General features: G+C 72.6%; 20 protein-coding genes. 4 read left to right on the top strand and 16 right to left on the bottom strand.

Going from position 1 to position 17,895, the window contains the following annotated elements:
* Positions 1–9 precede the first annotated feature (9 nt).
* Complete coding sequence (locus tag V7Q31_RS09085; protein ID WP_333833385.1) at positions 10–678, top strand: DnaJ family molecular chaperone; 669 nt, start codon at positions 10–12, stop codon at positions 676–678.
* A 39-nt stretch (positions 679–717) separates the two neighbouring features.
* On the opposite strand, the gene V7Q31_RS09080 is transcribed toward V7Q31_RS09085, so the two are convergent.
* Together V7Q31_RS09080 and cobU are read right to left on the bottom strand one after the other, a co-directional pair.
* Positions 718–1,305, bottom strand: coding sequence for a histidine phosphatase family protein (locus V7Q31_RS09080; protein WP_333833384.1), 588 nt, complete (start codon positions 1,303–1,305; stop codon positions 718–720).
* Positions 1,302–1,850: a bifunctional adenosylcobinamide kinase/adenosylcobinamide-phosphate guanylyltransferase gene (gene cobU / locus V7Q31_RS09075; protein WP_333833381.1), complete on the bottom strand. Its 549-nt coding sequence runs from the start codon at positions 1,848–1,850 to the stop codon at positions 1,302–1,304. Before cobU ends, V7Q31_RS09080 begins: the two co-directional genes overlap by 4 nt.
* Before the next feature lie 147 nt (positions 1,851–1,997).
* On the opposite strand from cobU, the gene V7Q31_RS09070 reads away from it, so the two are divergent.
* Positions 1,998–2,837, top strand: coding sequence for an RNA polymerase factor sigma-32 (locus tag V7Q31_RS09070; protein ID WP_333833418.1), 840 nt, complete (start codon positions 1,998–2,000; stop codon positions 2,835–2,837).
* Here the strand turns inward: V7Q31_RS09070 and V7Q31_RS09065 are convergent.
* Both V7Q31_RS09065 and ychF read right to left on the bottom strand, forming a co-directional pair.
* A complete protein-coding gene (locus V7Q31_RS09065; protein ID WP_333833380.1) occupies positions 2,798–4,324 on the bottom strand; it encodes a DUF2867 domain-containing protein in 1,527 nt (508 codons plus the stop codon). The genes V7Q31_RS09070 and V7Q31_RS09065 overlap by 40 nt on opposite strands.
* Positions 4,325–4,398: 74 nt before the next feature.
* On the bottom strand, positions 4,399–5,496 hold the full coding sequence (ychF, locus tag V7Q31_RS09060) for a redox-regulated ATPase YchF (protein WP_333833378.1): 1,098 nt from the start codon (positions 5,494–5,496) through the stop codon (positions 4,399–4,401).
* 135 nt (positions 5,497–5,631) lie between these two features.
* Here ychF and pdxY point away from each other — a divergent pair, with 135 nt between their 5' ends.
* Positions 5,632–6,468, top strand: a complete 837-nt coding sequence (gene pdxY / locus V7Q31_RS09055) for a pyridoxal kinase (protein ID WP_333833377.1) — start codon at positions 5,632–5,634, stop codon at positions 6,466–6,468.
* Positions 6,469–6,476: 8 nt separating this feature from the next.
* On the opposite strand, the gene V7Q31_RS09050 is transcribed toward pdxY, so the two are convergent.
* From V7Q31_RS09050 to V7Q31_RS09010, 9 genes are all read right to left on the bottom strand, one after another.
* Positions 6,477–7,073 (bottom strand): DUF3035 domain-containing protein, encoded by a 597-nt coding sequence (locus V7Q31_RS09050; RefSeq protein ID WP_333833375.1) that lies wholly within the window; start codon positions 7,071–7,073, stop codon positions 6,477–6,479.
* Positions 7,074–7,153: 80 nt separating this feature from the next.
* A complete protein-coding gene (gene lspA / locus V7Q31_RS09045) occupies positions 7,154–7,657 on the bottom strand; it encodes a signal peptidase II (RefSeq protein WP_333833374.1) in 504 nt (167 codons plus the stop codon).
* Positions 7,654–8,034, bottom strand: a complete 381-nt coding sequence (locus V7Q31_RS09040) for a hypothetical protein (RefSeq protein ID WP_333833373.1) — start codon at positions 8,032–8,034, stop codon at positions 7,654–7,656. The genes lspA and V7Q31_RS09040 overlap by 4 nt, the downstream gene beginning before the upstream one ends.
* An 82-nt stretch (positions 8,035–8,116) precedes the next feature.
* A complete protein-coding gene (locus V7Q31_RS09035; RefSeq protein ID WP_333833372.1) occupies positions 8,117–9,199 on the bottom strand; it encodes a TRAP transporter substrate-binding protein in 1,083 nt (360 codons plus the stop codon).
* Between the two features lie 222 nt (positions 9,200–9,421).
* Positions 9,422–10,567 carry a glycosyltransferase family 4 protein gene (locus tag V7Q31_RS09030; protein ID WP_333833370.1) on the bottom strand — a complete coding sequence of 382 codons (1,146 nt, stop codon included), beginning with the start codon at positions 10,565–10,567 and terminating at the stop codon, positions 9,422–9,424.
* Entirely contained in the window at positions 10,564–11,349 is a 786-nt protein-coding gene (locus tag V7Q31_RS19190; protein WP_442976435.1) for a glycosyltransferase family 2 protein, read from the bottom strand. Before V7Q31_RS19190 ends, V7Q31_RS09030 begins: the two co-directional genes overlap by 4 nt.
* Complete coding sequence (locus tag V7Q31_RS09020; protein WP_333833368.1) at positions 11,346–12,050, bottom strand: hypothetical protein; 705 nt, start codon at positions 12,048–12,050, stop codon at positions 11,346–11,348. The genes V7Q31_RS19190 and V7Q31_RS09020 overlap by 4 nt, the downstream gene beginning before the upstream one ends.
* Positions 12,047–13,054, bottom strand: a complete 1,008-nt coding sequence (gene trpD, locus V7Q31_RS09015; RefSeq protein ID WP_333833416.1) for an anthranilate phosphoribosyltransferase — start codon at positions 13,052–13,054, stop codon at positions 12,047–12,049. Before trpD ends, V7Q31_RS09020 begins: the two co-directional genes overlap by 4 nt.
* Before the next feature lie 44 nt (positions 13,055–13,098).
* The gene (locus tag V7Q31_RS09010; protein ID WP_333833367.1) at positions 13,099–13,677 is read right to left on the bottom strand and encodes an anthranilate synthase component II; all 579 of its coding nucleotides are present in this window, start codon (positions 13,675–13,677) and stop codon (positions 13,099–13,101) included.
* Positions 13,678–13,891: 214 nt separating this feature from the next.
* Between V7Q31_RS09010 and V7Q31_RS09005 the strand changes: the two genes are divergently transcribed.
* Positions 13,892–15,145 carry a hypothetical protein gene (locus V7Q31_RS09005; RefSeq protein ID WP_333833366.1) on the top strand — a complete coding sequence of 418 codons (1,254 nt, stop codon included), beginning with the start codon at positions 13,892–13,894 and terminating at the stop codon, positions 15,143–15,145.
* 101 nt (positions 15,146–15,246) lie between these two features.
* On the opposite strand, the gene V7Q31_RS09000 is transcribed toward V7Q31_RS09005, so the two are convergent.
* From V7Q31_RS09000 to lpdA, 3 genes are all read right to left on the bottom strand, one after another.
* Positions 15,247–15,984: a VIT1/CCC1 transporter family protein gene (locus V7Q31_RS09000; protein WP_333833365.1), complete on the bottom strand. Its 738-nt coding sequence runs from the start codon at positions 15,982–15,984 to the stop codon at positions 15,247–15,249.
* Between the two features lie 19 nt (positions 15,985–16,003).
* Positions 16,004–16,207, bottom strand: coding sequence for a YgaP family membrane protein (locus V7Q31_RS08995; protein ID WP_333833364.1), 204 nt, complete (start codon positions 16,205–16,207; stop codon positions 16,004–16,006).
* Between the two features lie 123 nt (positions 16,208–16,330).
* A complete protein-coding gene (gene lpdA / locus V7Q31_RS08990; protein WP_333833363.1) occupies positions 16,331–17,725 on the bottom strand; it encodes a dihydrolipoyl dehydrogenase in 1,395 nt (464 codons plus the stop codon).
* Positions 17,726–17,895: the final 170 nt, after the last annotated feature.

Genomic DNA, 17,895 nt, shown 5'->3' with positions numbered 1-17,895 from the left:
GAGGCGTCGATGTCGATCTGGAGGCGCATCGCGGACGCCGCGCAGGCGCTGGCGCGCGGCGAGAAGCTGTCGGCGGTGCTGGAGCGGCTGTCGACCCCGCCGCAGCGCCGCGTCGCCTTCACCATCGCCGTGATCGCGCTGGGCGCGAAGATGGCCAAGGCCGACGGGCGGGTGACGCGCGACGAAGTCGCGGCCTTCCGCGAAGTCTTCACCATCCCGAGGGCGTCCGAGCGGAGCGCCGCGATGCTGTTCGACAGCGCCCGCCGCGACGTGGCGGGCTTCGAGACCTATGCGGCGCAGATCGCCCGCATGTTCGGCCCCGGCTCGGCGACGCTGTCGGACCTGCTCGACGGCCTTTTCCACATCGCGCTCGCCGACGGCGCCTATCACGAGGCGGAGGACGCGTTTCTGGGCCGCTGCGCCGAGATCTTCGGCGTGCCGCGGGCGGAGTTCGAGCGGCTGCGCGCCGCCTACGCCCCCGAGCGCGACCCATGGGCGGTGCTCGGCCTGCCCCCCGGCGCCGACCCCGCGACCGCGCGGGCGCGCTGGCGGGCCTTGGTGCGCGAAACCCATCCCGACAGGATGATCGCGCGCGGCCTGCCGGAGGAGGCGATCAAGCTCGCCACGGCGCGGCTGGCGCGCATCAACGCCGCCTACGAGCAGATCATGGCCGAGTGAGGCCCCCGCACGGATGTGCGGCCGACCCTTCGCGCCGCCTCAGGGCGTCAGGTTGACCGCGCCGACCCGCCATGCCCGCGCGTCGGGCAGCCAATCGAGCCGCGTCAGGGACAGCGGCGCGATGGAGAAGCGCAGCGCCTGCGCCGCCGACAACCCCGCCGCCTGCGCCAGCGCCGCCATGATCGAGCCCATATGCGCGACCGCGATCACGTCGCCGGTTCCCATCTCGGCGTTGACGCGGGCGACCGTCGCCGCGACGCGCGCCGCCAGATCGTCGAAGCTCTCGCCGCCCGGGGCGCGCGATGGGCCGGGCGCCTCCCAGAAGGCGCGGCTCTCCGCGGGATGGCTCCTGGCGATGGCGTCGAAGCCGCGCCCCTCCCAGTCGCCGAAATGCAGCTCACGCAGTCCGGGATCGGGCGGGGCGAGCGGCCGCCCGCCCGCGAGCCGCTCCGCCGTCGTTCGCGCGCGCGCCAGATCGGAGCTCAGCACCGGCGCGTACGGCAGCGCCGCCGCCAGCCGGCCGAGCGCCGCCGCATCCGAAAGGTCCGCGGCGAGATCGGTCCAGCCGATCGCGCCCTGCGCGCCGGTCGGCGCATGGCGCACCCACCACCAGCGCAGCGCCGTCATCGCGGGGCCTTCAGCGTCATCGGCAGCCCCGCCGCCATGAACACCGCCAGATCGCAGACCGCCGCCACGCGCTGGTTGAGCCGTCCCTGCGCGTCCCGGAAGACGCGACCGAGCGGCGTTTCGGGCACCAGCCCGAGCCCGACCTCGTTCGACGCCAGAACCACCCGCGCCGCCATCCGCTCCAGCGTCGCGCAGAGCGCCGCGGCGTCGGCTTCAGGGTCGGCGCCGTCGAGCAGGCGGTTGGACAGCCACAAGGTCAGGCAGTCGACGAGAATCACCCGGTCCGGTCGGTCTTCGATCTGCAACTGCGACACGAGATCGCGCGGCGTCTCGACTGTCAGCCAGTCGTCCCCGCGAATCTCGCGGTGCTTCGCGATGCGAGTCGCCATCTCCGCGTCGCCCGGCTCGGCGGTGGCGAGATAGACCTTCTCGACGCCGCAGCCGCGCGCAAGCCGTTCCGCGAAAGCGCTTTTCCCCGACCGCGCCCCGCCCAGCGCCAGCGCGCGCCGGAAGGCGCCGGAATCGAAATAGTTCGTTTCGGGCATGTTCCCGTGATCCGACCAAGGTCGTAGGCCGTAAAATGCACCAGAGACGGGACCAGACAGGTTCCGCAGGGATGGCGCAACAGGGAAACGGAGTTCGGCATGAACAACGGGATGACGCGCACAGTCGGATCGGTCGCCCACAAGGCGATGAGCGCGGAGCTGCTCGACGCGGAGACCGAGCTTGCGCTCGCCCGCGCCTGGCGCGACGAAGGCGACGAACAGGCGCTGCACCGCCTCGTGACGGCCTACATGCGTCTCGCCATCTCGATGGCCTCGAAATACCGCCGCTACGGCGCCTCGATGAACGACCTCATCCAGGAAGCCGGCGTCGGGCTGATGAAGGCCGCCTCGAAATTCGACCCCGACCGCGGCGTGCGCTTCAGCACCTACGCCGTCTGGTGGATCAAGGCGTCGATCCAGGACTATGTGATGCGCAACTGGTCGCTGGTGCGCACCGGCTCGACATCGTCGCAGAAATCGCTCTTCTTCAACATGCGCCGCGTCCGCGCGAAGCTCGAGCGCGAGAAGGGCGTCGAATTCGACCTCTTCACCTCGCACGAGATCCGCGAGGAGATCGCCGCAGAACTCGGCTGCCCGCTGCGCGACGTGGAGATGATGGAGGCGCGGCTCGCCGGCGCGGATTTCTCGCTGAACGCGCAGCAGGCGGGCGAAGAGGGCCGCGAATGGGTCGAGACGCTTGAGGATGACGGTCCGACGCCGCTGGAGGCCGTGTCGCGCGACAGCGATCTGGGAACCGCGCGGGCGTGGCTTTCGGACGCCTTCCGCGCGCTGACGGATCGCGAGCGCATGATCATCATCGCGCGCAAGCTGTCGGACGAGCCGGAGACGCTGGAGAGCCTCGGCGTCAAGCTCAAGCTGTCGAAGGAGCGCGTGCGCCAGCTCGAAGCGCAGGCGCTGCGCAAGATGAAGAAGCGCCTTGAGACCAATTACGGCGACGCCGCCGCCGAACTCGCCGAAGCGTTCTGACCGGGCCGGGGCGCTGCGGCGCCCCGGCTCTCGCGCGCGATCTCCTCGGCCCGCCGCGCGACCGCCCGCGCCATGCCGGACAGCACGAAGGCGTGCGGCGGCCACAGCAGGAACCAGTAGAACAGCCCCTTGAACGCTTCAGGGTGCCAATGGATGGTGGCCGCCAGCCGCGACCCCGCCCCATCGGGCTCGACTTCGAGCTCGAACCCGCCCGCGCCGGGCGCCTTGAGCAGCGAATAGAGCGTCAGCCGTTTCGGCTTCTCCACGGCCAGAACCCGCCAGAAATCGAAGCGGTCGCCGACGCGGGGCGGTTGGCCGTCGGGCCTGCGCGCCGCGGTCGCTCCGCCGAAGCGACGGTCGATCCAGGCGCGGAAATCCCAGACCCAGTTCATGTGGAGATAGCCCCGGCTCTGCGACCCGAACTCCTCCAGCGCCGCCCACAGCGCCTCGGGCGGGGCGTCGGCCTTAGCAGTCCGCATCAGCGCCACGCCGTAAAAGCTCACATCGTGGCGGCCCCCCCGCAGTTCGAACGCCCCTTCGCGCCAGCGGTCGGTGACGGTGATCTTCTGCTCGTCCTCGAACACCTTGGCCACCGCCGCGTCGAAATCCATCAACGGGCGCGGCGCGAGTTCGCGCAGGCGGCGGTCGTCGGCGCTGAAATCATGCTTGAGCCCCATGATCAGCGCCCGGCCGACATTGGCGGGAACCGAGGTCACCAGCTCCATCCAGTAGGCCGACATCTTCGGCGTGAGGACGGGAACGGGAATGATGATGCGCGGCGGCTTGCCCAGCAGCCGCGCGAGCCGGCGCATCATGTCGTCATAGCTGAGCGACTCGGGGCCCGCCGCGTCGAGCACTTCGCCGGCGGCCTCGGGGATCCAGGGGAGCGCCATCATATAGCCGAGCAGGTCGTCGAGCGCGATGGGCGGCGATTTCGAGCGGATCCAGCGCGGCGACACCATGATCGGCAGATGCGCCACCAGATCGCGCATCACCTCGAAGGCCGCCGAGCCGGGGCCGACGATGATCCCCGCCCGCAACTCGGTGACCGGGACCGCGCCTTCGCGCAGGATCTCGCCCGTCTCGCGACGCGACACCAGATGCGCGCTGTCCGCGTCGGGCGGCGACAGCCCGCCCAGATAGAGGATGCGCTTGACGCCGCAGGCGGCGGCGGCCTCGGCGAAGTTCCGCGCCGCCTCGCGGTCGAGCGCCGGGAAATCCGGCCCCGCCCCCATCGAATGGACGAGGTAATAGGCGACCTCGACCTCTTCGAGCGCCGCGCGCAGCGTCTCGGGCTTGAGCGCGTCGGCGCGCGCCAGCTCCGCGCCCGACCATCCCTCGGCCTCCAGCGCCCGCAGCCGCCGCGCCGCCGCGCGCACGCGATGGCCCTCGGCCAGCAGGCGCGGAACGAGATGGCGGCCCACATAGCCGCTCGCGCCGAAGACGAGCACGGGGGCGGGGGATCGGATGGCGGCGGCGTCGGTCACGGGCGTCGCTCCTCGGCGGACGCCCGAGTCCTACGCCGCGCCGCGGCGTCGCGCCACAAAAACCCGAGAATACGTCACGTGTTGAAACGGAAATGCAGCACGTCGCCGTCCTGCACCACATACTCCTTGCCCTCGAGGCGGAACTTGCCCGCCTCCTTCGCGCCCTGCTCGCCCCCGCCAGCGACATAGTCTTCATAGGCGATGGTCTCGGCGCGGATGAAGCCGCGCTCGAAATCGCCATGGATCACCCCCGCGGCCTGCGGCGCCCTTGTGCCGCGTTCGATGGTCCAGGCGCGCGCCTCTTTCGGGCCGACGGTGAAATAGGTCACCAGATGCAGCAGGTCGTAGCCGGCGCGGATCAGCCGGTCGAGCCCGGCCTCGGCCAGCCCGAGCTCGGCGAGGAACTCCGCGCGCTCGGCGTCGTCGAGCTGCGCGATCTCCTCCTCGATGGCCGCCGAGATGACGACGCAGGCGGCGCCTTCGGCCTCGGCCATCGCGGCGACCTTGGCCGATTGCGCGTTCCCGGTCGCCGCCGACGCCTCCTCGACATTGCAGACATAGAGCACGGGCTTGGCGGTCAGCAGCCCAAGCGTCGCCCACATGACCGCATCCTCGGCGTCGACCTTCGCGCGCCGGGCGGGCCGCCCCGCGTCGAGCTCGACCTTGGCGAGCCGAAGCAGCCGGTCCTGCTGGGCGGCCTCCTTGTCGCCGCCGCGCAGCTTGCGCGCGAGATTGGCGAGCCGGCGGTCGACGCTGTCGAGATCGGCGAGCATCAGCTCGGTCTCGATGGTCTCGGCGTCGGCGATCGGGTCCACGCGGCCCTCGACATGGGTGACGTCGTCATCCTCGAAGCAGCGCAGCACATGGGCGACCGCATCGACTTCGCGGATGTTGGCGAGGAACTGGTTGCCGAGGCCCTCGCCGCGCGAGGCGCCTTTCACGAGCCCCGCGATGTCGACGAAGGTCAGCCGCGTCGGAATGATCGCCTTGCTGCCGGCGAGCTTCGCGAGCGTCTCCAGACGCGGATCGGGCACCGATACTTCGCCGATGTTCGGCTCGATGGTGCAGAAGGGAAAATTCGCCGCCTGCGCGGCGGCTGTGCGCGTCAGCGCATTGAACAGCGTGGACTTGCCGACATTGGGCAGCCCGACGATGCCGCATCTGAACCCCATCCCGCGCTCCCCCGCAGCCTTGACGCGCCGCAGCGCTGCTTGGCCTCAGGCGCGGCGATTGTCAAACGCCGCGCCGCCTTGCAGGCCGCGTCCCCTCGGTGGATAGAGCCTCCAGCGCAACGGAAGGGGCGGGCGATGCCGGCGGTTCTGTCGATCCAGTCGCAGGTGGTCTGGGGAAGCGTCGGCGCGCAGGCGGCGACGTTTCCGCTGCAGCGGCTGGGTTTCGACGTCTGGGCGCTTCCCACGACGCTGCTGAGCGCCCATGCCGCGACGCCCGGCATGCGGGGCCGACGCCTTCCCGCCGCCGAGATCTCGGCGCTCGGCGAAGGGGTGCGGGCGCATGGCGGGCTGGCGCAGGTCGCGGCGGTTCTGCTGGGCTATCTCGGCTCGGCGGAGGCCGCGTCGGTCGCCTTCGACCTCGCCGAGGCCTGCGCGGCGCCGGCGCTGCGCTTTCTCGATCCTGTGCTCGGCGACGACGGGCCGGGGCTCTATCTGCCCGAGGCGGTGGGCGAGGCGTATCTCGCGCGCGGGCTGAAAATCGCGCAGGTCGCGGCGCCGAACCGTTTCGAGCTGGGATGGCTGACCGGGCGCGACGTCGCGACGCTCGAGGGATGCGTCGCCGCCGCGCAGGCGCTGCGCGCGATGGGGCCTGCGACCGTGTTCGTCACCAGCGCCCCCGCCTCCCCCGGCGCGACCGGGGTGCTCGCGGTCGACGGCGCGGGCGCGTGGCTTGCCGAGACGCCGCTCGTCCCCCACCGCGCGGCGGGCGCGGGCGACATGTGTTCGGCGCTGCTGCTGGCGCATCTGCTCGACGGGGCGGCGTCCGCCGAGGCGGCGGCGCGCGCGGCGGCCTCGGTCGGCGCCGTCGTGGCCGAGGCGGCGCGCGCCGGCGCCGCTTTCCTGCCCATCGTCGCGGCGCAGGCGCGCTGGCTGTCGCCCGAGCGCGCGGCGCAACTGCGCCGCGTCGGCTGACGCGGGGATCACTCCGCCGGCGGCTCGGGCGGGCGGACGGGCGCGGGCAGGCCTTCGGTCAGCAGCCGCTCGGATTCGGGCGTCGGCTGGACGCGCCGGGCCTCGTCGCGCGGGTCCTGCACGATCTTCACGCCGAACAGACTGTCGAGGCCGAACCGCCGCTCAGGCACGAAGACCTCCTGCGCCAGCGTCTCGCGGATCGCCGGATCGGCGGGTCCGGCGCCGGCGACCAGCGCCTGCTCGGCGGCGCTTTGCTGCGCAGGCGTCGCCGGCGGCGCGTCGGCGCGCGCGGCACCCTCCGGCGCGGCCCCCTCCCGCGCGGCCCCGACCGGGGCTGTCCCGTCCGTGGCGGCGGCGACCGGCCCGGCGAGGGCGGCCTGCGCGTCGCGCTGCGGGTCGGGCTCGAGCGGGCTGCGCGCCCCGGGGCGCGGCAACGGCAGCGACATCATATTGGAGGGCCGCTCCAGCGGGCGGCGCTCGACCACCAGGAATTCGTCGGGCGGCGCCGGCCGCAACCCCAGCCCGTCGGCCGAGCCGACCGTGCATCCCGACGCCGTCGCGACCGCTGCGGCGAGGGCCGCGCCGAGATAGGGCCTTGAGCGCATCGAAAGCTCCTTGCGAGATCGCCTGACCCGGGCTTGTCGCACGAAGCGCGCGGGCCCGGCAACGGGCCGCGCGCCGGCGATCAGCGTCGGGGCTCCGCGGCGGGATCGGACGCCTCTCCCGGCGCCGGGGCCAGGATCAGCGCGAACGCGCCGGCGAAGATCGCGACGTCTGCGATGTTGAAGGCGTAGGGGTTGTCGATCCCGCAGCAGGTCACGTTGAGGAAGTCGGCGACCGCGCCATAGGCCACCCGGTCCCATGCGTTGCCGAGCGCGCCGCCGATCAGCATCCCCGCGCCGAAGCCGAACAGCCGCTCGCGCCGGCGCAGCGCCCAGATCGCCACCACCGCGCTGATCGCGACCGCGAGCCCGGCGAGGCCGAAGCGCAGGGCCGGCGCGTCGTCGGCGAACAGGCCGAAATTCACCCCGCGGTTCCACGCCATCCTCAGCGAGACGAAACCCGGCGCGACGTCGATGGCGAGCCGCTCGCGCAGGCCCATCGCCTCCACCACCGCCCATTTGCTCAGCCGGTCCGCGAGCAGAACCGCGACGGCGGTCCAGAGCGTCAACGCCGGCCCGCGCATCATTGCCCCGCCGTCTCGTAGCCGGCGGCGAAGGCGGCCTGCGGCGCGGCGTCCTCGGCATGGGCGCGCACGCAGTCGGCGTAGTAGCCGGCGGAGAGGCGGTTCTCGTACTCGAACAGCGCCGCGTCGGCCGCGTCATGAGGTTCCGGCGCGCCGGCGCGATATCCGCTCGCGTCAATCGCGTCGAGCACCGCGCGCATCGCCGCGCAGTCGAGCTTCGCCAGCGCCGGCGTCTCGATCCGCGCGCCGGCGGCGGTGACGAACCATCCCTCCTCGGCCGAAGCCGAAAGCGCCGCGCCGAAACCCAGGCCCGCCGTCGCGAGGAGGGCGATCGCGGCGAGCGGCGGGCTAAGCGCTGAACGGGCGCGGCGGGCGGGCATGGTCGTCTCCAAGATGCGGTGCGGCGCGCGCAGGGCGCTCATCACGTCGCACCATAGCCGGCGAAGCGGCGGATTTGTGGCGTCAGACGCCCCAGACCGCCGCGCGCTCGGCATAGGCGCGTCCCTCGACCGCCGCGCCATAGGCCGCGCAGTCGCGCACATAGTCGAAATAGACCGGGTGGATCTTCTCGCACATCGGATCGCCCTGCGGATAGGCCGCGATCACCTCCTTGGCCGCCGCGCCGAGCGCCGCCGTCACGTCGGCGGGGAAGGCCGAGACGATGGCCCCGCGCCCGACGAGGTCCTTCAGCACCCGCGTGTTGTGATACCGGAAATCGGCGTAGGTCTCGTCCGCCGTGGCCGAAGCGGCGGTCGCGACCACCGTTTTCAGCCATGGCGAGAGATTCTCGTAGAAGTCGAGATTGACGATGCATTCCAGCGCCGCGCCCGGCTCGTGGAACGCCGGCAGGTAGTAATAGGGCGCGATCTGATAGAGCCCGAGCGCAAGGTCGTTCCACGGCCCGACGAATTCGGCGGCGTCCACCACGCCCGATTGCAGCGAGGAGAAGATCTCGGCCGGCGGGGTGAGGATGGTCGAGACGCCGACCTTCTTCATCACGTCGCCGCCGAGCCCGCCGATGCGCATCTTGAGGCCCTGCAGATCGTCGAGGCTGGCGATCGGCTTGCGGAACCACCCGCCCGCCTGCGCGCCCGACCCGCCGGCGTAGAACGGCTTCACGCCATGGGGCGCATAGGCCTCGTCCCACAGCGCCTGCCCGCCGCCGTAATGGATCCAGCCCGACAGTTCCTCCTGCATCAGCGCATAGGGAAAGGTCGTGAAGTACATCGTCGCGCGAACCTGCCCGACGGCGTAGTAGGAGGCGGTGTGGCCGAACTGCGCCGCCCCGCTCGAGACCGCGTCGAACACGCCGAAGGGCGGCACCAGTTCGCCGCCGCCGAAATAGGCCACTTCCAGCTTGCCGTCCGACAGCGCCGTCAGCCGCGCGGCGAGCCGCTCGGCGTTGACGCCGACGCCGGGAAAGCCGCGCGGAAACGCTCCGACCAGAGTGACCTTGGCCGCGGACTGGGCGAGGGCGGGGGCGGCGAGCGCCGTTCCGCCGGCGGCGGCGGCGCCTGCGGTGCGGAGGAAATCGCGACGTTTCATGAGCGGGTCTCCCGGTGGTGCGGTCCACCGAGTGCTGGCAGATCGAAGGTCGCAGGGCAATCGCCCCCGGCCCCCTGCGACGCGGCGCCCCCGGCCCGGCCGACGCATCCCCGCCCCCGCCCTTGAGCGCAGACCGACCTCGGGGCCACAATTGACCAAAAGTTCCCCTTTAGAAACAAAGGTAACGGGTTAGGAATGGTTTCTCTCGCGTCGATCTGCGCTCTAGCCGAGTCCGACGCAGGCGAGATATCGCGGCAGCGTCGCGTCCCAGCCGCAGGCCCGCGCGCGCCCGCGGGCCGCCGCGCCCAGCCGGCGGCGCAGCTTCGCGTCGTCGAGAAGCCGCCCCAGCGCGTCCGCGACGGCGTCAGCATCCGAGCCGTCGCACAGCAGCCCGGTCTCGCCGTCCTCGATCGCATCCGTCATGCCCCCGCCCGCGCCGCCGAGCGCTGGCGTCCCGAACCAGCCGGCTTCGAGAACGGCGAGGCCGAAGCCCTCGACCGAGTCGCCCTCGCGGCGCGCCGGCATGCAGAACAGGTCGGCCTCCGACAACAGCGCCGCCTTGAGCCCGTCGTCCACCCGCCCGAGAAACCGCGCGCGCGCCTCCACTCCGAGCGCCGCGGCGAGCGCGCGCAGGCGCTCGAGGTCGGGCCCGTCGCCCGCGATCGCATAGACCAGCCCGGGATGGCGCGCAGCGAGGACGGCGACCGCGCGCAGGGTCATGTCTACGCCCTTGCGCGGCTCCAGCCGGGCGAGCGTCGCGATCAGCGGGCGCCCCGCCCCGACCAGCGCCGCGAGCGCCGCGCGCGCCGCCTCGTCGGGCTCGGGCGGGGCCGCGACCCCCGGCGCCACGACCTCGACGCGGCGGTAGGGAACGTGCGGCGCGACCCGCGCCGCGGTGAAGGCCGAGTTCGCGACCACAGCCGTCGCCTTGGCGAAGGCCGAGCGCATCCGCCGCGCCTTGCGCGCGGAAGGGCGCGCCGGGATCTCCATCCCGTGCGCGAGGCACAGCACCCGCGCCCCCGCCCGCTCCGCCGCGCCCGGAGCGAGCAGTTCGAGGCTCTTCCAGCTGTCGGCCACCAGCAGCGGCGCGGGCGCAGCGCCCGCCGCCCCCCGCTCCGCCGCGACGGCGGCGAGCCGGGCCCGCAGCGCCCGCGCCTTCAGCCAGCGCCGCAGCGGCTTGAAGCCGCGACGACGGGTCACCGTCGCGCCGTCCGGCCAGCGCTCGTCCGGCCCCGGCCCGTCCGCGAGCACTTCCACCGCCCAGCCGGCCCGCCCCAGCGCGCGCGCGAACTCGGCCATCAGGGTCTCGACGCCGCCGATCCGGGGCGGGAAGCACTGTGTCGCGATCAGCGCGCGCGGAAGGCTCACCGGTCGTCCCTGCGGCGCGCGTAGTGGCGTTCGAGCATCTTCACGTCGCGCAGCCATCGCCCGAAGGCCGAGGCCCCGGCGATCGCGAAGCCGTAGAGCCCCTCGCGCCAGAGGCCGCGCTGCAGCCAGTGCTTGAGGAAATAGACCGGCGGCGCCGCGACCACGCGCAGCGCGACCGACCAGAATGGCCGCAGCCGCGTCTCGGTCGCGCGCACCGAGGAGACGCGGTTGAGCTTGGCCACGAACTGTTCGACGTCGCGGAACGAATGATGCGCGAGCGCGCCGCGCAGCCGCCCGATCTTCATGCCCCGCGGAGGTTCGAGCTGGTCCCAAGCGGCATGGTCGGGCATGCGCAGCGCGCGCCGGTCGTAGAGCTTGCGCCGCCACGCGACCGCCGCGCGCTCCCAGCGCCGCCCGAAAGGCGGCTGCGTCAGCAGGCGAAGCTCGAAGACGGCATGCGCGGGCGGCCCGTCGGCGAACAGGGCGCGGATTTCGGCGGCCAATTCGTCCGTCACAACCTCGTCGGCGTCGAGGTCGAGCAGCCAGTCATGCGCGCAGGCGTCCTCCGCCGCCCGCTTCTGGCGGCCGTTTCCCAGCCAGGGCTGCGCGATCACCCGGGCCCCGGCGGCGCGGGCGATCTCGCAGGTCCGGTCGGTCGAGCCGCTGTCGAGCACGACCACCTCGGCGACCGCCGCGCGCGCCGCCTCGATAACGCGACCGATCATCCGCTCCTCGTTCAGGGCGCGGATGTAGCAGGAGACGGGCGCCGGGCCCGGGCTCATCGCCCGGCGCCGAACGCGCGCGCGATCCGCTTGGCGCGCTTGCGCGCCGGGCGCAGGAGCCGCGCGGCGAGGCCGCGGGCGCGGCGCGGCCGCGTCGGATCGTCGAGATGGCGCGCCTCGCCGATATGCCGCACGGCGGGCTCGGCGACATAGGCCTTGGCGAAGCCGGCCTTGTTGAAGGCCCAGCTCTCATCTTCCTCCGCCCCGAGCGCCGAGAAGGGCGGGAAGCGGCGGGCGTCGTCCGTCCGGCGCAGGCCCGGATTGAACGAATGGCAGAAATACTCCGGATGCGCGACGGGGTCGGCGCGGAACCAGCGCAGCTCCCCGAGCGCGCGTTCCGGCGCGTCGCGCACCGGCGGGTTGGGCTCGGCGCGCGGGCGCAGGGTGACGAGGCTGATCTCGGGGAACGCCGCCAGCAGCGCCCAGGACTCCGCGATGAAGCCGTCGCGGGTGAACTCCCAGTCGTCTTCGCAATGGAAGGCGAGCGGCGTGTCGATCTCGCCGTCGAGCTGGTCGAGCGAGGCCATCTGCCCGAGCCGGCCCGGATTGAGCAGCACCCGCGCGCCCGGTGCGACGCGGGCGACGACCGCCTCCGCCGCGCGGTCGAGGGGGAGCAGCAGCGAGCCGAGCGTGCGGGCGAGCAGGTCGCGCCGCCCGCAACTCGTCGCCGCGAGCGTATAGGGGGGAGCCGGCCGGCTCACGCCGCGCCCGAACTGACGCGGGCCAGGCCGCGCACCGCCTCCAGCGCGCGCCCCGAGTCGATGCTCTCGGCGGCCATCGCCGCGCCTTCGGCGAGGTCGGCGGCGCGGTCGGCGACGATCAGCGCCGCCGCCGCGTTCAGAAGCGCCGCGTCGCGATAGGCGGATTTCTCGCCTTCGAGCAGCCCGCGAAGGGCGCGCGCGTTCTGCGCCGGGCTTCCGCCGACGATCTCCTCGAAGGGGTGGACCGGCAGGCCGGCGAGTTCCGGCGACACCTCGAAATCTGTGACTGCGCCCGCGTCGAGCTGCACCACCGCAGTCGGACCGCAGATCGAAAGCTCGTCGGAGCCGTCGGCGCCATGCACGAGCCAGGCTTTCTCCGAGCCGAGCGCGCGCAGCGTCTCGGCCATCGGGCGCAGCAGCGACAGGGCGTAGGCGCCTGTCAGCTGGCGCTTGACCCCGGCGGGATTGGTGAGCGGCCCGAGGATGTTGAAGATCGTGCGCGCGCCGAGTTCGACGCGCACCGGCTGCACGAAGCGCATCGCGGGATGGTGCATCGGCGCCATCATGAAGCCGATCCCGGCCTGCTCGATGGCCCGCTCGACCACCTCGGCGCCGACCATCACCTGCACGCCGAGCTCGCCCAGCGCGTCCGCCGCGCCCGACCGCGACGACAGCGCGCGATTGCCGTGCTTGGCGACAGGCACGCCGGCGCCGGCGACGGCGAAGGCGGCGGCGGTCGAGATGTTGAGGGTGCCCCTGCCGTCGCCGCCCGTCCCGACGATGTCGATCGCGCCTTCGGGCGCGCGCACCTTCACGCAGCGCGCGCGCATGACGCTCGCGGCGGCGGCGATCTCGTCGACCGCTTCGCCGCGCCCGCGCAGCGCCATCAGGAAGCCCGCGATCTGCACCGGCGTCGCCTCGCCGGTCATGATGATGGCGAAGGCTGCCTCGGCTTCGGCGCGGGTGAGCGGGCCTTCGGCGGCGCGCCCGATCAGCGCGCGCATGTCCGGGGCCGGCGCGCTCTCCGCGATCGACGCTGCGTCCTGCATCAGGCGGCCTCCGCGAGATCGAGAAAGTTCTTCAGCAGCGCCTTGCCGTGCTCGGAGGCGATGGATTCGGGGTGGAACTGGACGCCGTGGATCGGCAGGTCGCGATGCGCGAGCCCCATGATCACGCCGCTCCCGGTCTCGGCGGTGGCCCGCAGGCAGGCGGGCAGGCTGTCGCGCGCCACGTCGAGACTGTGATAGCGGGTCACGCGCATGTCCTGCGGCAGCCCGGCGAACAGGCCGGTTCCGTCATGGCGGATCGCGCTCAGCTTGCCGTGGAGCACTTCGCGGCAGCGCCGAACTTCGCCGCCGAAGGCCTGTCCGATGGTCTGATGGCCGAGGCAGACGCCGAGCAGCGGCATGCGCGACAAGGCGCAGGCGCGCGCAAGGGGCAGGCAGATGCCCGCGCGGTCGGGGTCGCAGGGGCCGGGCGAGAGCACGACGGCGTCCGGCGCGGTCGCGAGCGCCTCCTCGACGGTCAGTTCGTCGTTGCGGCGCACGACCGTCTCGGCTCCGAGCTCTCCAAGATAGTGGACGAGGTTGTAGGTGAAGCTGTCGTAGTTGTCGATCAGCAGGATCATCGGCCTTGCGGCTCCGGAGATGCGCGACCGCGCGCGCGGAGGATGCGGGACCCCGCATCGACCGCGGGCCCGGGCGCGGCGGCGAGGCGTCGTCGCAGGGCGCGGGCCGGTTGGCCGGGCGAACTATAGGCCTTAAGGATGGCGCGAGCGCGCGCGCGTCGTCAAGGCGGCGCAGCGCGTCGGGCGAGCAGAGGTCGCGAGGATGAACGATCGGATGGCGCAAGCGGAGACCGCGGCGACCGGCGCGGGGCGGAGCGGCGCGAAGGGCGTTCCCGGCGGGTTCTTCTCCGGATTTCTGGTCGGCGCGACGCTCAGCGCAGCGGCGCTGGCGGCGCTGTCGCTCGGGGCCGAGGACCGGGACCGGGTGCCCTCCGAGGCGCGCCCTGTGGAGACCGGCCCCCCCGGAGCGGCTTCCGCCGCGCCCGACGCCGAGGCCGCGCTGATGGCCCCCGTCGCCCCAGCGCCGGCGCCGACCGCCGAGGTCGTCGCGCCGACTTCAACGGTCGAGGTCGCCTCGCCGGCCCCAGAGGTCGAGGACGTCGCACGGGCCCCGAGGATCGCGCCCGAAGCGATTCCGACGCCCGCGCCGGCCCAGCAAGACCCAGACCTTGCGGAGACCGCCCCGACGGAGGTCCCTCCGACTGTCGCCGACAACGCCGCGCCTCAGGCGCAGACGGCCCCCGAGCGGCCGACCGCGCTTCCGCACGCGCCGGAGCCGGCGCTCGCAGCGCCGCCCGAAACGCCGCCAGCCCCGCCAGCCATGACGTCGGTCGCTCCGGCGATGGCGGCGTCGAGCGCGCCGCTCCCGCCCCTCGCCCCGGCGCCGCCCTCCGAGGCGGAGCCGGCGCCCGAGCCCGCGCCATCCGCCGCTGCGCCGCCCGCCGCGTCGCACGCCGCCGTCTTCGCGCCGTCGACGCCGGACGCGGCCCTCCTCGCGCTCGTGCTGACGGCGGTCGAGAGCACCGAAATCGATCTCGACGGGCTGAAGGCCGTCGGCGCGCCGATCACCCTCGCCTTTCCCCTGCGCGCGGAAGAGCGGGCGCGGGCTGCGCGCGGGGCCGGCTTCGAGGTGCTGGCGCGAATGCGCGCAGGCGACGCAGCCGACGCCGCCGACGCGCCCGAGCGCTTCGCGTCGTTTCCCGCCGCAGGTCTGGCCCTGTCCGGAGAACTCGGCGTGGAGGCCGCGCGCGCCCTGTCGGCGCAGGGGTTCGCGCTGCTGTCGGAGACTGGGGACGGCCTGGGTCCGCGCGCCATTCAGGCCTCGGTCGAGGCCGGCGCGACGGCGATGCTCGAAGTCCTGCGCGCCGCCGAGCGCGCCGCCGCAGCGGGCGGGGCCGCGGCAGCCATCCTGCCCGCTTCCGCCGCCGCCGAGCTCGCGTTGCGGCGCTGGGCGGCGCTGCCCCGCCTCGCGGAACCAGCCCCCTTCTCGGCGGTCGCCGCGCGCGCCGATCCGGGGACCCGGCCCTAGAGTGGAGATCGACCTGAAAGACGACGGCCCTAGCTAGGGACCTTTGTTTTTGAAGCGAAAAAAATCGGCGCTTGAGTCGGCTTGCGCCTTGGTCGGGCCGCTCAGAGACGGAAGGCCAGCCCCACCGCGTAGGCGACGCCGGCGCAGACCCCGCCGACCAGCATGGTCTCGGCGACGCTGCGCAGCAGCCCCGTTCCGGAAATGCGCCAGCGCACCAGCCCCAGCAACGCCAAGGCGGCGAAGGTCGCGGCGACCGAGATCGAGAACGTCGCGGCGTCCGGCGGCAGCAGGAAATAGGGGATCAACGGGATCGAGCCGAACAGCAGGAAGGCGACGAAGGTCGCGAGGCCGGTCACCGCCGGGTTCTCGTCCGCCGGATCGGCCATGCCCATCTCGTGGCGCATCATGAAATCGGCGGCGAGGTCGGGATAGCGGAGGTAGAGCTCGGCCAGCCGCTCGGCGTCGGGCGCGCTCACGCCGCGTTCGGCGAGCAGGTCGCGGATCTCCGCCCGCTCCGCCTCCGGGCGCAGACGCAGTTCCCGCACTTCGCCCATCCGCACGGCCGCATAAACGTCGCGCTGCGAGCGCGCGGAGAGGAACGCGCCGAGGCCCATCGCCGTCGCGTCGGCGAACAGGTTGGCGAGCCCGAAGAGCAGCACCGCGACTGCGCCCACCGGGGCCGCGTTCTCGCCCATCGCGGCGCCGGCGAAGCCCGCCACCACGGCGAAAGTGGTGACGATTCCGTCATTGCCGCCATAGACGATCTCGCGGAGGTTCTCCGAAAGCCGACCGACCGAGTGCTCGGCGCGCAGGCGACGGGCGGCGCCAGACCCGCTCATCGCGGCCCGGCCTTTCGCGTCACTCGAAGGCGACCCCCGCGCGCAGCCCCAGCCGCTTGAAGATCATCGCCGCCGGGCAGAAGCCCGTGAAGGCCGACTGAAGCAGGTTCAGGCCCACGAAGGCCGTGAACAGCAGGAACCAGGGCGATGCGAAATGCCCCAGCAGAAGCGAGAGGAGGATGAAGCTCCCCGCCAGCGCCATCACCGCGCGATCGATCGACATGTCCGAACTCTCCCGAAACCGGATAAGCCCCGCCCGGCGCCCCCTGCGCCCGACTGTCCGCGACACATATCAATCTGCACTCCGGAATCGTATTTTTCCCGATGTCGCAGGCCGCCCGCTTCGTCAGAAGTGGATCGCCCGCCCATAGGCGTCGAGCACGCTCTCATGCATCATCTCCGACAGCGTCGGATGCGGGAACACGGTCTGCATCAGCTCCGCCTCGGTCGTCTCCAGCCCGCGCGCGACAACGAAGCCCTGGATCAGCTCGGTCACTTCCGCGCCCACCATATGCGCGCCGAGCAGCTCGCCCGTCTCGGCGTCGAACACGGTCTTGACGAGCCCCTCGCCCTCGCCCAGCGCCAGCGCCTTGCCGTTGCCCATGAACGGGAACCGCCCGACCCGCACCTTGCGCCCCGCCGCCTTCGCCTTCTCCTCGGTCAGCCCGACCGAGGCGACCTGCGGATGGCAATAGGTGCAGCCGGCGATGGCCTCCGGCTTCACCGGATGGGCGGGCTTTCCGGCGATCAATTCCGCCACCATCACGCCCTCATGGCTGGCCTTGTGCGCAAGCCACGGGGCGCCCGCCACATCGCCGATGGCGTAGATTCCGGGAACGCCCGTGCGGCAATGGTCGTCGGTGACCACATGGGTCTTCTCGACTTTCACGCCGAGCGCATCGAGCCCCAGCCCCTCGACATTGCCGACGATGCCGACTGCCGAGATCACCGTGTCGAAAGCCTCCGTCACGGTCTTGCCGCCCGTCTCGATATGCGCCGCCACGCTCCCCTGGCTGCGGTCGAGCTTCTTCACCGTGGATTTCTCCAGGATGCGGATGCCCTGTTTCTCGAAGCTCTTCTTCGCGAAGGCGGAGATCTCCGCGTCCTCGACGGGCAGGATGCGGTCCATCACCTCGACCACGGTCGTCTCGGCGCCCATCGCGTGATAGAAGCTCGCGAATTCGATCCCGATGGCGCCCGAGCCGATCACCAGCAGCTTCTTCGGCATCCGCGGCGGAGTGAGCGCGGTCTTGTAGGTCCAGACGAGATCGCCATCCGCCTCCAGCCCCGGCAGCTCGCGCGCCCGCGCGCCCGTGGCGAGCACGATGGATTTCGCCGTCAGGACCTCCTCGCCCTTGTCGGTCTTGACGCGCACTTCGCCCGGGCCTGCGAGCCGGGCTTCGCCCATGATCACGGCGACCTTGTTCTTCTTGAGCAGATGGCCCACGCCCGAATTGAGCTGCTTGGCGATGCCGCGCGAGCGCTTCACCACCGCGTCGAGATCATGGCCGATCCCCTCGGCCTTCAGCCCGAACTCCCCGGCGCGCTTCATCAGATGCAGCACCTCCGCGGAGCGCAGCATCGCCTTGGTCGGGATGCAGCCCCAGTTCAGGCAGATGCCGCCCAGATGCTCGCGCTCGACCACTGCGGCCTTGAGCCCGAGTTGCGCCGCGCGGATCGCGCAGACATAGCCGCCCGGACCTGCGCCGATCACGACGACGTCGAAACTTTGCGCGGCCATGCGGGCCTCCCTTCGCCATTTTTGGGCCCCGCGCGCGCCTGCGCGTGCGGGGCGGGATCGAGCCTGCGCATGACCGCGACGCGAGGTGAACGCCGCAAGGCGACGCAGGGGTCCCTAGAACGGGATCTCGTCGTCGAGGTCGGCGGCGAAGCCGCGCCCGCCGGACTGCC

Source organism: Rubrimonas sp., from assembly GCF_036788415.1.
In the GTDB taxonomy this organism is placed as follows: Bacteria; Pseudomonadota; Alphaproteobacteria; order Rhodobacterales; family Rhodobacteraceae; genus Rubrimonas.
This window is presented reverse-complemented; position numbering and strand designations above follow the sequence as displayed.

Bases quoted from the DNA above. Each gene is read 5' to 3' on its own strand.
- V7Q31_RS09085 (WP_333833385.1), top strand. From the start codon at position 10: ATGTCGATCTGGAGGCGCATCGCGGACGCCGCGCAGGCGCTGGCGCGC.
- V7Q31_RS09080 (WP_333833384.1), bottom strand. From the start codon at position 1,305: ATGACGGCGCTGCGCTGGTGGTGGGTGCGCCATGCGCCGACCGGCGCG.
- cobU (WP_333833381.1), bottom strand. From the start codon at position 1,850: ATGCCCGAAACGAACTATTTCGATTCCGGCGCCTTCCGGCGCGCGCTG.
- V7Q31_RS09070 (WP_333833418.1), top strand. From the start codon at position 1,998: ATGAGCGCGGAGCTGCTCGACGCGGAGACCGAGCTTGCGCTCGCCCGC.
- ychF (WP_333833378.1), bottom strand. From the start codon at position 5,496: ATGGGGTTCAGATGCGGCATCGTCGGGCTGCCCAATGTCGGCAAGTCC.
- pdxY (WP_333833377.1), top strand. From the start codon at position 5,632: ATGCCGGCGGTTCTGTCGATCCAGTCGCAGGTGGTCTGGGGAAGCGTC.
- V7Q31_RS09050 (WP_333833375.1), bottom strand. From the start codon at position 7,073: ATGCGCTCAAGGCCCTATCTCGGCGCGGCCCTCGCCGCAGCGGTCGCG.
- lspA (WP_333833374.1), bottom strand. From the start codon at position 7,657: ATGATGCGCGGGCCGGCGTTGACGCTCTGGACCGCCGTCGCGGTTCTG.
- V7Q31_RS09040 (WP_333833373.1), bottom strand. From the start codon at position 8,034: ATGCCCGCCCGCCGCGCCCGTTCAGCGCTTAGCCCGCCGCTCGCCGCG.
- V7Q31_RS09035 (WP_333833372.1), bottom strand. From the start codon at position 9,199: ATGAAACGTCGCGATTTCCTCCGCACCGCAGGCGCCGCCGCCGCCGGC.
- V7Q31_RS19190 (WP_442976435.1), bottom strand. From the start codon at position 11,349: ATGAGCCCGGGCCCGGCGCCCGTCTCCTGCTACATCCGCGCCCTGAAC.
- trpD (WP_333833416.1), bottom strand. From the start codon at position 13,054: ATGCGCGCGCTGATCGGGCGCGCCGCCGAAGGCCCGCTCACCCGCGCC.
- V7Q31_RS09010 (WP_333833367.1), bottom strand. From the start codon at position 13,677: ATGATCCTGCTGATCGACAACTACGACAGCTTCACCTACAACCTCGTC.
- V7Q31_RS09005 (WP_333833366.1), top strand. From the start codon at position 13,892: ATGGCGCAAGCGGAGACCGCGGCGACCGGCGCGGGGCGGAGCGGCGCG.
- V7Q31_RS09000 (WP_333833365.1), bottom strand. From the start codon at position 15,984: ATGAGCGGGTCTGGCGCCGCCCGTCGCCTGCGCGCCGAGCACTCGGTC.
- V7Q31_RS08995 (WP_333833364.1), bottom strand. From the start codon at position 16,207: ATGTCGATCGATCGCGCGGTGATGGCGCTGGCGGGGAGCTTCATCCTC.
- lpdA (WP_333833363.1), bottom strand. From the start codon at position 17,725: ATGGCCGCGCAAAGTTTCGACGTCGTCGTGATCGGCGCAGGTCCGGGC.